At 57.6% G+C, this 15701-nt stretch carries 9 protein-coding genes; 6 read left to right on the top strand and 3 right to left on the bottom strand.

Going from position 1 to position 15701, the window contains the following annotated elements; all coding sequences use genetic code 11:
* Positions 1–5: 5 nt before the first annotated feature.
* On the top strand, positions 6–797 hold the full coding sequence (locus AC27IT_RS13925; RefSeq protein WP_327921183.1) for a Fe-S oxidoreductase: 792 nt from the start codon (positions 6–8) through the stop codon (positions 795–797).
* A 161-nt stretch (positions 798–958) separates the two neighbouring features.
* Complete coding sequence (locus tag AC27IT_RS13920) at positions 959–3214, top strand: EAL domain-containing protein (RefSeq protein WP_487091855.1); 2256 nt, start codon at positions 959–961, stop codon at positions 3212–3214.
* A 217-nt stretch (positions 3215–3431) separates the two neighbouring features.
* On the opposite strand, the gene AC27IT_RS13915 is transcribed toward AC27IT_RS13920, so the two are convergent.
* The 3 genes from AC27IT_RS13915 to AC27IT_RS13905 all read right to left on the bottom strand — a co-directional run bounded on the left by AC27IT_RS13915 (position 3432) and on the right by AC27IT_RS13905 (position 9014).
* A complete protein-coding gene (locus AC27IT_RS13915; protein ID WP_487091854.1) occupies positions 3432–6293 on the bottom strand; it encodes a DEAD/DEAH box helicase in 2862 nt (953 codons plus the stop codon).
* Positions 6290–7894, bottom strand: a complete 1605-nt coding sequence (locus AC27IT_RS13910; protein WP_025847639.1) for an SWIM zinc finger family protein — start codon at positions 7892–7894, stop codon at positions 6290–6292. The genes AC27IT_RS13915 and AC27IT_RS13910 overlap by 4 nt, the downstream gene beginning before the upstream one ends.
* A gap of 76 nt (positions 7895–7970) precedes the next feature.
* On the bottom strand, positions 7971–9014 hold the full coding sequence (locus tag AC27IT_RS13905) for a DUF4855 domain-containing protein (RefSeq protein ID WP_487091853.1): 1044 nt from the start codon (positions 9012–9014) through the stop codon (positions 7971–7973).
* Positions 9015–9293: 279 nt separating this feature from the next.
* On the opposite strand from AC27IT_RS13905, the gene AC27IT_RS13900 reads away from it, so the two are divergent.
* The 4 genes from AC27IT_RS13900 (at position 9294) to AC27IT_RS13885 (ending at position 15628) form a co-directional block, all read left to right on the top strand.
* The gene (locus AC27IT_RS13900) at positions 9294–10178 is read left to right on the top strand and encodes a YitT family protein (RefSeq protein WP_007783572.1); all 885 of its coding nucleotides are present in this window, start codon (positions 9294–9296) and stop codon (positions 10176–10178) included.
* Between the two features lie 220 nt (positions 10179–10398).
* Positions 10399–13935 (top strand): M14 family zinc carboxypeptidase, encoded by a 3537-nt coding sequence (locus tag AC27IT_RS13895; RefSeq protein ID WP_487091852.1) that lies wholly within the window; start codon positions 10399–10401, stop codon positions 13933–13935.
* Between the two features lie 31 nt (positions 13936–13966).
* A complete protein-coding gene (locus AC27IT_RS13890; RefSeq protein ID WP_005835315.1) occupies positions 13967–14671 on the top strand; it encodes a DUF969 domain-containing protein in 705 nt (234 codons plus the stop codon).
* 3 nt (positions 14672–14674) lie between these two features.
* On the top strand, positions 14675–15628 hold the full coding sequence (locus AC27IT_RS13885) for a DUF979 domain-containing protein (RefSeq protein WP_487091851.1): 954 nt from the start codon (positions 14675–14677) through the stop codon (positions 15626–15628).
* Positions 15629–15701 lie beyond the last annotated feature (73 nt).

Here is a 15701-nt window from a genome sequence, read left to right as displayed (position 1 = left end):
GAGTCTTGCAAACATGGAATGAACCGTTTTTGGCGGAACAGTTTCACCTGACGACTACGCACCGAACAGACGCGCTGCTCTCGATCAAGGCAAGCGATCTGCTAAAAGCCAGACATGCGGAACAGTTGGTGCAGACGTACGCGCCGCTTATCAAGGCACATGACCAAAAGCCTGTCGGCACTTATGCGGCCAGTTGGCTGTCTGGGCTCGCGCTCGGCTTGCAGTACGCGCTGTCTGTATGGAACGTAGCGATTCGCATACCGCTCGACCAGTTGACGATTGAGCTGTACGACGCGGATGGCTACGTCCAGTTCTCTTTCGTCGTGGACGAGTGGCACAAGGCGGAGGGTCCGAGCACAAGCACAGCGCGTTCTGCCTGGCGCGCCGAGCAGTATCGGCAGTTTTACGGACATACGCTCCGGCCGTTGTTCCAGGTGCTGGCTGATGCGACTGGCAATCCGCTGAAAATGATTTGGGGCCAACTGCCGACGAGATTTAACTATTATCTCGATACTTTCGTCCAGGAGGCCCGGGAAGAGGCGATCCGCCAACGGCTGCGCGACGATTACGCGGCGCTTTGCGACGAGCTGGACGGGGAGTGCTTCGGGCTGCCCAAAAATCCGTTCGCGGTCAAAGTGCGCTGGGTGGAGGACATGCGCGACCCGAACAAGCAGGTGCGCCTGAAAAATCAATGCTGCCTGTACTATCAAACCGGGGATGGACAGTACTGCTACACCTGTCCACGGCTGAAGGAAGACGAGCGCGCAGCCCGTCGCCAGGCGGCGCTGCAGGCGTGAGTTCACCCCCCTCCAGCCAGGAGAGGGGGGGTGTGCTTTTTCCTTCTCTGGACAGGGGGCGCATTCTTCCTATAAAGTAGAAAGAGAGGAAGTGTCAGAATAGTTCGGAATTGTGGGACTTGCTGTCGCTGTCCCGTTTGATGACAAACTTTAGGAGGGACGTGGTTCGTATTCAAACAATCGACCAGGATGAGCTGAATCAGACCGATGAAGATCTGTTTCAAGCCATTGTGAACCAGCAGCTCACACTCTATTACCAGCCTTTTTTCGATTTGCGAACAACAGGGATGACGGGGGTCGAGGCCCTGGTTCGCTGGCATCATGAAAAGTGGGGACTTTTGCCGCAACAGACATTGCTGCTGCTTGCCAAAAAAAGCGGCGTGATTCATTTGTTGGAGGAATGGGTCCTGCGAGCCGCGTGCACGCAATGCAAGGAATGGATCGACATCGGCTTCGGGCCGCTGGTCGTATCGGTCAACCTGTCCGCGCATGCTTTCGAGTCTGTCGGATTCGGGGATACGATCCAGACGATTTTGCGGGAAAGCCAGTTGCCGCCGCGCTATTTGGAGCTGGAAATAACGGAATTGGCCGGGGGCGATATGGAGCGTACGATTGGCGTCCTCGCCCAGCTCAAGCAGTTCGGTGTGCAGGTGAGTCTGGACGAGTTCGGAAAAGATCCGGTTTCGATCCCGTATTTATCGCGTGTTCCTGTAGACAAGCTCAAGCTCGATCCAACCTTGATCCAGCAAGCGCTGACCGACGTTGCGCAAGAGGCTGCGCTCAAAACCGCATTGGCGATCGCGCAGACAATGGGCCTGCAGGCGACGGCTGCAGGAGTCGAGAGTCGCGAGCAAGCAGAGTTGTTGGGGGAGCTTCTGTGCGACCTTGCCCAAGGAAATTACTTTTGCGAGCCGCTGCTGGCAGAGGGGCTTGTCGCGAAGATGAGCTCGCAGGGCAAGGCGTTTGCCGATGCGCCAGCGCGCGCAAAGCAGGGGGCGGGCGAGAACCACAACTATTTGCGCGAGGTGCTGCGCAATCAGCAAGGAATGACGTTTACATTTCGCAAGCAGGACGAGCGGTTTATCCATACGTTTTGCGCGGGGGAGTTGATCTACCGGATCGGCTTGACGCCGGAGCAGGTCGTAGGGAACGAGTTGTGCGACATCTTGCCCCGCAAGGAAGCGCTGCGCAAGACAGAGCATTACGAGCGGGCCTGGAGCGGCGAAGAAAACGTCACCTATGAGGGCGTCGTCAACGGCGTTTGCTACCTGGCTGTCATGCGCCCGATCTTCCGGGATGGGCGGGTGAAGGAAGTGATCGCTTCCTGTGTCGACATCACGGAACTGAAAAAAGCGGAGGAAGCCCAGCGGGTAAGCGAAGCGAAATACAGGCTGATTGCGGAAAACATTTCGGATATGATCGTGGTCATTGATTGCCATGGATATGTTACATACGTGTCGCCGTCCGTTCACACCGTCTTGGAGGTATCCCCGGAGGTGTTTTTGCATCAGCATCTGCAAACCATTTTGCCGAGCGAACAGCTCAAACGCGTCTGGCAGACGTTTCAGGAAATTATGGAGTGGAAGCTTCCCAGGGCGGTTACCTTTTCCTGCCAGCACCGCAATGGCAGCAAGCTGATTTTGGAAGCAAAAGGAACGCCTGTGCAAAACGAGCAGGCCGAGGTGGAGCAGATCGTCTTCATCATCCGCAACAGTACGGCGCAGGTGCAGGCAGAGGAATTTTTGCGCAAAATGGACAAGATCGACGTCGTCGGGCAGCTCGCAGCAGGAGTCGCACATGAAATCCGAAACCCGGTGACCTCGATCAAAGGCTTCGTGCAGTTGCTGCGGCGCGACCAGTGGAAAAGCGAATACTTTGATATCATGCTCGCCGAGTTTCACCAGCTCGAAAGCATTTTGCGCGAATTTGTCTTTTTGACCCAGCAAAGGTCCCACCAGTTTGAGTCGCAAAATCTGGCGCAACTGCTGCGCAGCGTCACGCAGGTCGCGCAGGAGGAAGCGCCGGCACATCAGATGGTGCTCGAGATCGACGATGTCGAAGAGACGTGGCTGTGGTGCGATCAAAGCCAGATCAGGCAAGTGTTCATCCACTTGCTCTCCAATGCCGTGGAGTCCATGCCGGACGGGGGGACGATACGCATCCGGGCGCTGCGCTCGGGGCACGATCAGGTCATGATCCAGATTGTGGACAAAGGCTGCGGCATGTCCGAAGAGCGATTGAAGCGGCTCGGGGAGCCTTTTTACAGCACGAAGGAAAAAGGGACGGGGCTTGGCCTAATGATTACTTATAAAATTATTCAGTACCATGACGGGTACATCCATTTTTCCAGCGCCCCCAACCAGGGAACGAAGGTCGAAGTGTATTTGCCGCTGAACAGGCCGACGGATACCGCTTGACGCGCTGCGGCGACAGCAACAAAAAAAAGTCCGATCGGCTGGCGAGGCGGATCGGACTTTTTGGCGTGGTTTATTTGGCGGATGGCGGCTTTTGTGCGGAGAACTGGCTTTGGACTGCCTGTAAAAAGCGTTTCCACGCTTCGGGCAAGTCTTTGCTCTCGTGTTCTGTAGCCGGGGGAGAAGAGGGCTTGGTTTCCTTCACAGGCTCCATCTGACACTATCCTTTCGTATTGCTCCAGTCGTGGCGCAGGGCGAACAGCTCGCGAAGCTCGGCCGTCGACAACTCGGTAATCCAGCCTTCCCCGCTGCCGACGATCTGTTGGCTGAGCGAGAGTTTGCGCTCCATCATTTCGTCAATCCGTTCCTCGATGGTGCCGAGCGAAATGAATTTGTACACCTGCACGTTCCGCCGCTGACCGATGCGGTGCGCCCGGTCGGTTGCCTGGTTTTCCACGGCGGGGTTCCACCAGCGATCGACGTGAATGACGTGGTTCGCTTCCGTCAAGTTCAAACCTGTGCCGCCTGCGCGCAGGGACAGAATGAAAATGGCGCCGCGCTCCTCATCCGGGAGGGAGGCATCCTGAAAACGGGCGATCATCTCGTCCCGTTTTTCTTTTTTGGTGGCGCCGTTCAAAAAGTAAACGGGGCCGTAGCCTTCGCGCGTCAGCACGCGCTGGAGCAGGTTGCCCATCTCAATGTATTGCGTAAAGATCAGGCAGCGCTCCTTTTTTTGCCGAATTTCCTCGACCAGTTCCAGCAGTCGCTCCAGCTTGTGCGAGCGGCTTGCTTCATCCGCCGTAGTGATCTCGTTTAAGATCAACGCGGGATGGTCGCAAAGCTGCTTGAGCCGCGTCAATGTCGTGAGGATGAGGCCGCGCCGTTCCATGGCGGAGACGTTTTCCATCCGGGCGAACATGTCCTGGATCGCGGTTTCGTAGAGCGCGCCTTGCTCGGCGGTCAACGGCACGTATTCCTTGCTTTCGTTTTTCTCCGGCAAGTCGAGCTGAATCGCCGGGTCCGTCTTGGTGCGGCGCAGCAGGAACGGCTGAATGAGCCGTTGCACCGTCTGGATCAGCGCCTGGTCGCGGTCGCGCTCGATCGGCAGGACGAAACGCTGGGTAAAGTCGCCGAGGCTGCCCAAGTAGCCGGGATTGAGGAAGTCAAAAATCGACCAAAGCTCGCTCAGGCGGTTTTCGATCGGCGTTCCGGTGAGCGCGATCCGGTGCCACGCCTTCAGGTCACGGACGGCGGACGCTTGCTTCGTATAGGCGTTTTTAATGTTTTGCGCCTCGTCCAGACAGATCGTATTCCAGGTGATGGAGGACAGCTCCTGTTCGTCGAGGTGGGACAGCGCATAGGACGTAATGACCAAATCGACCCCCTCGATGGCCGGAGCAAAATCTTCTTTTTTCGGACGGGTATTCCCGTAATGAATGAACACGTTGAGCGAAGGGGCGAACCGCTGCAGCTCCTTTTGCCAGTTGCCGATGACGGAGGTGGGACAGATGAGCAGCGAAGGGGACTGGGCGGTTTTTGTCGCCTTCACATGCAGCAAGTAGGTGATAAACTGCACGGTTTTCCCAAGGCCCATGTCGTCGGCGAGACACGCTCCCAGACCGAACTGGCGCAAAAACAGCATCCACGAGCTTCCTTCCAACTGGTAGTTGCGCAGCGTGCCGCAAAACGTGTCCGGCTGCGGCAAAATCGGGATGTGCTTCGTTTCCTGCAGGCGGTGCATCAGCTCCAGCAAATGCGCGTTGAGCTGGACTTCCACCGTCAGCGGGTAAGGTTCAGCGAGATCGTCGTCGTCCGCTGGTTCTTCGGCTTCGACATTTGCGGTCAGGTGCATGCTCATCACGTCGCGCAAGGTCATGCCGTTTTTTGCGTTCGTTTTTTTCAGCGCTTCCTGCAGCTCGGCGAACAGGTCAGGCGTGAGCTGCACCCAATGCCCCCTGATTTTCAGCAGCCGCTGCTTCTGGCGGATCAACTGCGCAAACTCTTCCTCGCTCAGCTCGACAGGACCGAGCGCGAGCTTCCACTCGAAATCCATGACCTGCGAAATGCCCAAAAAAGACTGTCTGCTCGCCCCGACAGAGGAAGAGACTTTCGCCCGGAGCTTCGGTCTGACTCTGCGCGCCTGCTCCCACCACGCCGGCAAAAAGACGTGAATGCCAGCCTGGACGAGCTGCAGGCTGCAGGACGTCAGGAAAAGCCACGCTTCCTCATTGGTAAGCTGGGTGCGCAGCCCGTCCGGTTCGTCAGCGCCGGACGTTTGCCAAGGGAAAATGTCGCGGCATTTGGCCAGGTCGCTTTGAAAACGCCGCCAGTGCTCTTTCCATTCCAGCGGGATGCGCGCGGTGTGCGCGTCTGGAGCGCCGAACTGATGCGGCTCGATCACAAACAGCCGATCCGGTTCTTCCCGATCCTGCAAATAAACCTGGAGCAGCCATTCGCTGGCGGCGTGCGCAGGCTCGACAATTTGCAAACAGGTGCGAAACGGCGTCACATCCGGCAGCCAGCCAATCGATTGCAGCCATTCCGTCTCCTGCAAATGGACGGACAGCTTGTCGCCCATGACGTGCAGCGCCGGAAACTGGGCAGTGAGCTGATCCCAGGCGCGGCCGACCTCACCAAAGGCGTGGACAGCTTCCTCCAACACATGCGAAAGCCACCTGTTGCCGTAGGGCGCAAACGAAGCCGGGGCCTGCTTCGCCCTCCAGCCGAATCGTCCTTGCTTCCATGCGGCAAAGTCTGGGACGATGGCGCCTGCGGCCAGCGTTTTTTGCAGGAACACGGCGACGCCCTGGTATTCCAGAAAACGCTTGTCGACGGAATAAGCCCGGTGCAAAAGCCACGGCGGCGAGGCGAAAAAGGCCAGCGCCTCTGTCGGGCCGAGCAGCAAGCCTTGCTCGTTTTTTTCCACGAACGTGCCGTAGTAGGAGGCTTCATCCCAGGCAAAAAGCGCTCCGGCGAGCTCATCCGGGTCGAGCGCCTGCCCGCTTGGGTCTGCTCCCGCAATAAGGAACTGGCCGTCTGCCAGAAGCTTTGCGGTTAGCACCATGGTTGTAACAGTGTTCATAGGTTCAGATTTCCTCTCCTTAGCTCCTCCTGAAATGCCCGCAGGCGGTTGTGCTTGGCGGACAGTTTGTCCACGAAGCGCTCCCAGTCGGACTCCTGCTCGGCCTTGGCGTAAGTGGCCCGCGCTTTTTTCAACAGCTTGATCGCCTCTTTGTAGGCGGGGCGGTTGCGCTCGCGGATCAGGCGGTTGATCTCGCGCACATAGTACGGATACAGCAAGGACGGATCGGCGTCCTCGATTTCTTTCAGGTGCACAGACGAGATGTCGGCAAGCGGCACCTGATAGGACATTTGCAAATCGACCCATTGCTTGAACTGCTTTTCCTCGTACAAATGCAGGGCGTACTCGGAATAGCTGCTCGGCAGGAAGTTTTTCAGCATGGCTCCGCACTCGTCGGAGCGGCCGACCTGCTTCATCGCTTCTTGCCAGATGGCGATGACCAAGCGATATTGTGCGGCCTCCGCCGACCCGATCAACTCGGTCAGCGCCTCCGTCCAAAACAGAAAGCGCTGCCACTCCTGATTGCGGGCGAAAGCTTTCATGTAGGGCAAGTAAAAACTTAAAGGCAAGCGGCGAATCGGCTTCCAGACTTGCAGGGCGAGCGCGTCCTCGTTTTCCATGACTGAAAAGTGGGCGCGCAGCAGGCGGTATTTTTCGCTTTCGGCTGCGGGCGCATTCGGCGTCTGCATGGCTTGTTCCAGCTCCGCCACCTCTTGTTTGATCCAGTCCGGGTCGGTGAGCAGCGACCACCAGATCATGCGATAGGCGTAGACCCAGTAGAGGGAGGACGTGTCGTTTTCCTTCCATTTTTGGATGATCGTCACCGTTTCAGCGAGCGCCGGGCGATGGTCGGCCCACAATGCCTGGCGATCGGCAAAGTAGATGGCCCCCTCCAACTGCTCGAGCAGCCGTTCCGCCGTCTGCGCCAAGTCCGGATACCAGTTGGACTGGCGGTAGCTCTTGACGTATTGCTGCAACTTTTGCAGGTGAAACAAATTGGCGTGGATGTGAAACAACTGGGCCCGTTCCCGTGGCCATCCCGCGGCGACGGACTGGACGTTTTGGTAGCTGGAAAACATTTCGGAGGAAGCGCGGTACGATTCCATCGCGGATAACAAATTGCGCGTCCAGCTTTCGAAAAACGCCCACCAGTCGGAAACGGAGCTGGCTGCGGTCAGCGGGGAGGAAACGGGGGCGGCCTCATTCCCGTGCAAATCGCTTGCCACTGGCCGATAGCTCGGGATGAGCATGGCGGGAGTGAAGCTCACCCGACGCGGTTGCTGCGCCCTGGATAAAAAGTGGCGCGGGTTTTCGAAGACGCTGTACATCTGAAAAAAAGTAGCGGCGATATGCTTGCAAAGACGGGTGTACGGACAGGTACAGGTGCTGTCCTGCACATCTTCCAGGTCGAGTTGGACGTGGTACACTTGGGTGCCTTGCACATCGCTGCACAGGATGCGGTTGTTTTCGACGCGTGTATTAAAGACAACCCCATCGGAAAAGTACGAATAGCCACGCTCGATGATCGCACTCTCCATTCCTTGCAGGACTTGTTCTCCAGCCGCTACTGCCTGTTCCCGTGTCAACTCTCTTTGCAACATGTGTTCTGGTCCTCCGAACGAAGTGTCATCCCTCCATTATAACGCAAAAGTCGGGGAATGGAAAAAGCAAGAATCGTTACGGCGGCGCGATTCCGTTTAAAAAGGAGAAAAGCTCGTCGTAAAGCGGATCGCCTGACTGGTACAAGCTGACGAGCGCCTGCTTGCGCCCGTTTTTGCCGAAAAACCAGCCGCCCGTGTACCAGGCGAGCGGCGCGTCGTATTGAAAAGGCCCGAAAGCATTGCCATGCCCGTCTGTCCCGCCGGAAGCTCCGGCCCGCAAGTACGCCAGCAGCCGCTCGCGTTTTTCCCGATCGTAGGTGACTCCGAGGTCAAACTCGATTTCGACGCCCATTCCGGCTGCCTCGCTTGCGGCGGCGGAAGCATCCACGCTTTTTTTCGGGTTGAAGTAGTAGTTCGGTTGCAAAAAAGCGAGGTCGAAGCCAAGCTGTGCCCACTCGTTCCAGCCAGCCGCCTGTTGATACGGAATCCAGATGCTCCGAAGCATCCGTCCGGCGTGCGTGCAGCCGTGGATCGCGTCGTTGACCGCCCGGATGACTTGGCGGTCGTCGTGCTTGGGCCCTTGGAAGTACAGACTTTCCTGTAGCCAGTAGAAGCCTTTTAGGCAGAGGCAATCGTCCCACGGCTTTTTGGCCCACCTCGTAAGAAACAGGCACATCCACTCGATGACCGCCTCGATCCGGTAGGCGTCGTCGCCAAACTGCTGCGGATTCGGGTAAGGCAGGGCCACCCACACATTCGTGCGCGACAGCGGCGAGCAACGCACCGCCTGGCAGAGCGCGTCGAGATTCCGGTCGCCAAGGAACAGCTCATCCATGTAGCGCAACCATTCGTTCCAACCAGCGGGAGCCTTGTCGCTGCGCGCCAAAAAGCGGCCTTCCCCCGACTGATTCAAAATCCCGAGAGCCAAAAACAGAAAATCGGTGAACATGCCGCCGTCCGCCAATCCGGTCACCGGATCGGTATGGAAGAGCAAGGGCAAAAAGTCGGTGCACTCCCAAAACTGGTAGTGCGGAGTGCCGTCCGTGCCGATGCTGTAGCCTGTGTACGCGAGAAACAGTTGATCGATCGGGCTTTTTCCGAGCGAGGGATAGGGAGCCATGCCAACACACCTCTTCTCCAAACGGTTTGATCGCGAAAAGGTCCTTCGCTAACACGTATGTCAGAAAGCGGGCGTATATACAGCCAGCCGAAAAGATGGCGGTTCGCCCTCGGGGACGGCATTTGGCGTGGTTCCGCTTGCAGGCTGGGGCTGTGGAACGCCTACAAAATCGGTAGCCAGCCGCAGGACTTACTAGCCGCTGAAAGCAGGCTGGCTATTTTTGGAGCAAGCGGGGAAAGCTGAATGCAGAAAAGAAAAAAACGGGTAAGGATGATTTTGATGGAAGCCGCAAAAACGGGTCCGATTACCCATAAGCGGGCCAAAAAGCGAAGAATCGTCACAAGGGCGCTTGCGATTATCGTCGGAGCGCTGATGGTTGCCGTCGGCCTGGAAATTTTTCTCGTGCCGAACAAGATCATCGACGGCGGGGTCACAGGTCTGTCGATCATGATGTCACACCTGACCGGAATCAAGCTGGGGATTTTCCTCTTTCTGTTCAACTTGCCGTTTTTGTTGGTCGGCTACAAGCAGATCGGGAAAACGTTCGCGATCTCCACGCTGTTTGGGGTAGCCGTCATGTCGCTCGGGACGAATTTTTTGCACCACGTTCCCAGCTTGACCGACGATTTGCTGCTGTCTGCCGTCTTTGGCGGCATCATTATCGGGATTGGCGTCGGACTGGTGATTCGCGCAGGCGGGTCGTTGGACGGCACCGAGATCGTCGCGATTTTGCTGACGCGCAAAAGTCCGTTTTCCGTCGGGGAAGTCGTAATGATTTTCAATATTTTCATCCTCGGCAGCGCGGGCTTCATCTTTGGCTGGGACCGGGCGATGTACTCGCTGATTGCCTACTATATCGCGTACAAAATGATCGACTTGACGATGGTCGGCCTCGAACAATCGCGCTCGGTCTGGATTATTAGCGACTATCCGAACGAAATCGGGGACGCGCTGTCTGCCAGGCTGGGACGGGGGATTACGTATTTGCGCGGAGAGGGCGGCTACTCCGGGGACGACAAAAAAGTCATTTTCTGTGTCATCACCCGGCTGGAGGAAGCCAAGCTCAAATCAATCGTGGAGGAGATCGACGCATCCGCGTTTCTCGCGATCGGCCATATTCACGACGTATCGGGAGGGCGGTTCAAGAAAAAAAATATTCATTAACGGCGAGCGTGGCCGGCTAGGCCAGTCAGGCGCAAACAGGACAGGCAAGCAGCAGATGCTTGCTTTTTTCTGCGTGTCTGCCATTCCTAACTGATTATCTTTTCTGAAACTTGAAAATGATCTATTGATTTTTAAGCATTATGAATTTATGATTTGTTTACTGAATATGAAATAGTAGTTCCGAAATTCGGAACAAAATGAGAAAGACGGGTGAGGCAAGGTGAGGATAGACGAGCTGTGGAGTACGAACGGCTTTTTTCGGGCCAGCAAAGGGAGCAGCGCCCCTGACGGAATCGTCTCGAAAATCACGGTTCCGTCCGAGCGCACGAGCTGGGAATCTGCCGCGATGGCAGAGCTGGCCAGTCGGATCGGTTTGCACCTGACCGACTTGCCGCTGCCGATTTTTGAGCACTTGTTCATTTTCGATCAGCTCGATGAACAGGCTCTCCCGGTACAGGGGGACAAGCCGCGTACTTTGCGGATCGTCGTAGGGTACGAGCAGGCATGGCTTGCTTCGGTTTTGGGCGAACGCAAAGCGGCGCTACTCGCTCTGCACAAGCTGCGGGACAACGGCGAAAAAGAGGCAGGCATTCTGTATGTGAGCGAGGGCGAAGACGAGTCGATTCTCGTCATTACAGGCACATCGCCGCAAATGACGTTGCTTTCGGCACGCGCGCTCGTATCCGGGGAGTACAGGCAAGATGCAATAGAGCAGGCGGGCTTCGGCCATCAGCGCGCGATTTTGATTGCGCCAAAACCGGCGGCTCCGTTGACCGCCGAAAAGACGGCGACCATTCCAGGCAACAACCGCTCCCGGACTTTTTCGCTGCACGAACTGTTTACGACAGAAGGGCTGTACGAGCAAAACGACGGGGAGCTGCTGCCGACGCTGGACGTGTTGTTGTCCATGCCGGATGGCTCGCTGGAGAAGACGGTGGCGGCCGTGGAGCTTGGCGCGCGCCTCGCCTTGTCTGCGGGCTATGTGCGCACGCCTGTGACGCGGTGTGCAGGGGAAGAAAACGAGGCGGGGCGGTTTGAGATTGTCTTCGAAACAAAAACGGCCCCGGCTGCTCATGGAGAGAGCCGTATGGAGCTTTCCGAGGACGGCAAGCAGTTGCGGATCGAGAGCGATGCTTTGCATCTGGTCGGTTTTGTGCGCGAGCTGCTCGCAGACGGATTTGCGCCGCTTTCCGCAGGACAGCATTTCGGCTGGCGCCAGCGGTTGTTCGCCTTAAAGAGCGACAGCCAAGATTTGTCGTTGCGCGCGTCTCTTGGCTTGCAAACGTTTTCGCTGCGGGAGCGCACAGAGATCGCGCGCCTGGAAGTACCGGAGCATTTGGCCCGCCCCACAGAAGTATGGGAGCAGTATGTGGGCGGCGGTGGACGAGCGGGTGGCCCCGTGCCGCTTGCGGTTACGGAAGAGCTGCCTGTCTGGACGGCGGAGTGGAGCGATCCGGGCGAATTAGCAGAGATGGAAGACTATTTGTTGGCCGTTGTGCAAAAGCATGCCGAACATTCCGGGGGAGCCGCTTTGGAGATCGAAGTGACGACCACGGCGAGCGAGCAGACGTTTGCGGCGTGGGCGAAAAAGCTGGCCGGGCAATGCAGGGAGCGCTACGGCGTCGAAGTCTGGTTCGCGTTTCGCGACGCAAACAAGTCGGGGCTGAACTGGGCCATGCAGGAGGTGTTGCCGCAAATCGTCCAGCTCAAAGACGTGCACAGCGTCGAACTGCGGGCGAGGGCGTTTCGGCCAGCGGACAAGCACTTCGACCTGGTTCACCGCTTTTTGCAGGAGCTGTATCCGTTTGATGCGATTTTGGCCGACAGCCTGTCGCTTCCGCTCGAACGCATTCGCCTGCAGCTTGCAGAAGATTCTGCCGCTCCGATGTTTTCCGTGTGTGCTTTTGCCGAGTCGAAAGAGGTGCTTGCCGACTGGAGCTGGGAAGGCTGGGCAGAGAGCAGGCCGTACATGCCGGATCAGCCGCAGCGCGGTCGTGTGCTCGTTCCGTTTGCAGGCGTCCGGGTAAAGGAAGCGCAAACGCAAAACGAGCTTGCGAGGAAACCGTTTGCAACCAATCCGTATCGCTTTTGGCAATGGTACCAGGAGCAGGTGCTGCCGATGATTTTCCGGCAGGTAGGGGGCAATCCTGGCGTGCCGAAGTTTTCCCGGCTGGAATGCCATGTCGGGATGGATGCCGTGGAGAAAAAGCTGCCGCATCTGGAGGAGAACAGCTCCGTCCTGGAAGCGCTGCACGAAGATATTTACTTTTACACGTTGCACGCCATGCACAACCACGGGAAAAAGGTCGGGGACCCGGAGTGGGACGCACCTGGCGGAATCGTGCCGTTCATGCACGTCGAACAGGGCGGCAAGCCGTGGGCGCGGATCGCTTTGTACGCCTTTCCGACGGAGCATGCGATCACGGCGGTCGACGCGAGCGGCGCGGCGACGGTCATCCGCCCGTTTGCGGGGATGCCGTTTCGGGATGCGGTAGCGACCGGGCTTTGCCGCAAAGAAACCGACTGGTCGGTTACGCTCGAAGGGATTGCGGACGCTACGCTGAGAGAGCAGTGCCAGGCATGGCTGGGCTTTTCCATGGCGCAATCACAAGCGCAGCCTGCCGACCAGCAGCCAATCGCGCAGCAGGCTACTACAGAAGCTTCCAAGGGAAAGTCGCTTTGGGAGGACGTTTTCACAGGCGAGGACGTGGAGCAGTGGCTCGCACAACACCGCGAGCAAGTGCCCGGACAGGTCGTGCCGCTCGATTTTTCGCTGAGCGGCCGCTGGATTTGGGCCGTCGAGCTGTTCGCCCGAAAAGCGCAGCACAGCTTTGCGACGAGCACGGCCAAGCACGCGCTGTACAGGCCGACGTTTTTCATCAACGCAAGGCACCACGCCAACGAAGTATCGAGCACGAACGCCGCTTTGCAAATGATCGCCCAGCTTGCAGACGATCCTTCTGTCCTGGAGGCGGTCAACCTCGTCATCATCCCGCTGGAAAACGTCGACGGAGCCGCGCTGCACGCGCAGCTTGCGCAGGACAACCCGTGCTGGAAGCACCACGCCGCCCGCTACAACGCATGCGGACTGGAATTTGCCAAGTATCGGTTTCAAAGCGGCGTGCCGTTTGGCGAGAGCCGGATTTATCCGAAAGTATGGGAGCGCTGGGCGCCTGACATCGTGCTCGACGACCACGGGATTCCGTCGCACGAATGGATTCAGCCGTTCAGCGGCTACAACAGCCCGCCGCGCTTCCCGGTTTCGTACTGGATTCCGAGCGCGCGGATGTACACGATCTGGCGCGCGCTGACAGAGGCGACCCCCGAGCAGCGCGAAGCCTACACTTCGCTGCGCGCAGCCCTCACCGCTTCGCTGCACCAGGACGCGGCTGTCGCGCAGGACAACGTCGATTGGCTCGCCACATACCGCAGATGGGGCCATGACTTTGACCCGCAGCATTTTCCGATTGAGCTGTCGAACGGAAGCATTGCCTACACGCGGGACAGCCCGATTAACCGCAACTCTCATGATCTGATCGAGCGCTTCCCGGAGTGGGTGACAGCCGACCTGATGACAGAGGTCAACGACGAGACGGTGTATGGCAAAGAATTGCAAGCGTGCCGACACGCCCACCATGTGGTCCACCAGGCAATTGCCGACTGGATGAAAAATCGGAAAGTAGCAATAGAGGAAATCCGGGAGCACGAGGCAGATGGCACCATTCGCATCGGCCTCATCCGCAAGCGCCCGCTTTAGATTAGCGCTCATTTGAGAGGAGACTACCAACATGGTTTTGATTGGTGTTGCAATCGTGATTATCGGCTTCATCGTGCGGCTCAACCCGCTCCTGGTGGTGACGGTCGCGGGGCTTGCCACCGGACTGCTCGCCAAGCAGCCGCTGTATGAGATCATCGAGCAATTTGGCAAGGCGTTTACAACGAACCGCTACATGGCGATTTTTATCGCCACCTTGCCCGTCATCGGGCTATTGGAGCGCTTTGGACTGCGCGAACAGGCAGAAGCGCTCGTCTCCAAAATCAAGGCCGCCACGGCAGGCCGCATCATTAACGTCTACTTTTTTATCCGCGAGGTCGCTGCCGTGTTTGGCCTGACCTCGATCGGCGGCCATGCGCAAATGGTGCGGCCGCTCGTCGCGCCGATGGCAGAAGGAGCGGCGGAGGCGAAGTACGGCAAAGACCTCCCCGACGACGTGCGGCAAAATATTCGCGCGCACTCTGCGGCGGCCGACAACATCGGCGTGTTTTTTGGCGAGGACGTCTTTATCGCGATTGGCGCAATTTTATTGATGAAAGGCTTTTTCGACCAGAACAACATTCCGTCCGATCCGCTGCAAATGGCGATGTGGGCCATTCCGACCGCGATTGCCGCGTTCGTCGTGCACAGCATCCGCCTGATTTTGCTCGACCGCAAGCTGGACCGACGGCTGGGACAGCGCAACAGCAAGCACACATCGACAGGCAAGGGGGAATAACCGATGTGGATTTCGATGGAAGCGATCTATGTATTTCTCGGTTTGATTGCGCTTGGCGGCAGCCTGTTTACGTTTGTGGACAAGAAAAATCGGCGCCGCTTCACCTCTGGCCTTTTTTATGCGCTCTACGGGATTTCCTTGCTGCTCGGCAGTATCATCCCGCCTTTTGCCATGGGACTTTTAGTCATTGTGATGGTGCTGATCGTCGGCTTGGGCGGCTTGAAGGTGGGAAGCTACGGCGAAGCCTCCGCTGAGGAGCGCAGGCAGAACCGCCAGCGGCTGGGCAACTGGCTGTTCGTGCCAGCGCTGTTGATTCCGCTGTTGACGATTGTCGGCAGTCTCGGCTTCAAGGACGTGAAAATCGGCGAGCTGTTCGTGCTCGACCAGAAAAACATTACGCTCGTCTCGCTGGGGCTTGCGACGTTGATCTCGCTGCTCGTCGGGATGGCGCTGACCAAAAGCAACCCGTTGACACCTGTCAAAGAATCGCGGCGCTTGCTGGAAGCGATCAGTTGGGCGGCTGTGCTGCCGCAGATGCTGGCTACGCTCGGAACGATTTTTACCAGCGCAGGTGTCGGGACGGTCGTCTCTGATCTGGTTGCGCACGTTATTCCGACGCATTCCTTGTTCTGGGTCGTCTTCGCCTACTGCGTAGGCATGGCGCTGTTCACGATGATTATGGGCAACGCGTTCGCGGCTTTCCCGGTCATGACGGCGGGCATCGCCATTCCGCTATTGATCGGCCAGTTCGGCGTCGATGCGAACCATCTGGCGGCAATCGGGATGTTCGCGGGCTACTGCGGCACGCTCATGACGCCGATGGCAGCGAACTTCAACATCGTGCCCGCCGCGCTGCTCGACTTGAAAGACAAAAACCACGTCATTCGCGTGCAGTTCCCGACAGCGCTCGTTTTGCTTGCGTTCAACATCATCCTTTTGTATCTCGTCTCGCTGTAGGCAAAAACCATCTGTTGTTTTTTCTTCCTGGCAACAATAATGATAAAATATGGACAAAAACAACCAGATCGCG

It is taken from the genome of Brevibacillus sp. YAE8, from assembly GCF_057543335.1.
The sequence above is the reverse complement of the archived record's forward strand: the minus strand, read 5'-3'. Positions and strand labels throughout refer to the sequence as shown.

Coding starts and splice junctions, on each gene's coding strand:
- AC27IT_RS13915 (WP_487091854.1), bottom strand. CDS start 6,293: ATGAACACTGTTACAACCATGGTGCTAACCGCAAAGCTTCTGGCAGAC.
- AC27IT_RS13900 (WP_007783572.1), top strand. CDS start 9,294: ATGGAAGCCGCAAAAACGGGTCCGATTACCCATAAGCGGGCCAAAAAG.
- AC27IT_RS13910 (WP_025847639.1), bottom strand. CDS start 7,894: ATGTTGCAAAGAGAGTTGACACGGGAACAGGCAGTAGCGGCTGGAGAA.
- AC27IT_RS13905 (WP_487091853.1), bottom strand. CDS start 9,014: ATGGCTCCCTATCCCTCGCTCGGAAAAAGCCCGATCGATCAACTGTTT.
- AC27IT_RS13890 (WP_005835315.1), top strand. CDS start 13,967: ATGGTTTTGATTGGTGTTGCAATCGTGATTATCGGCTTCATCGTGCGG.
- AC27IT_RS13885 (WP_487091851.1), top strand. CDS start 14,675: ATGTGGATTTCGATGGAAGCGATCTATGTATTTCTCGGTTTGATTGCG.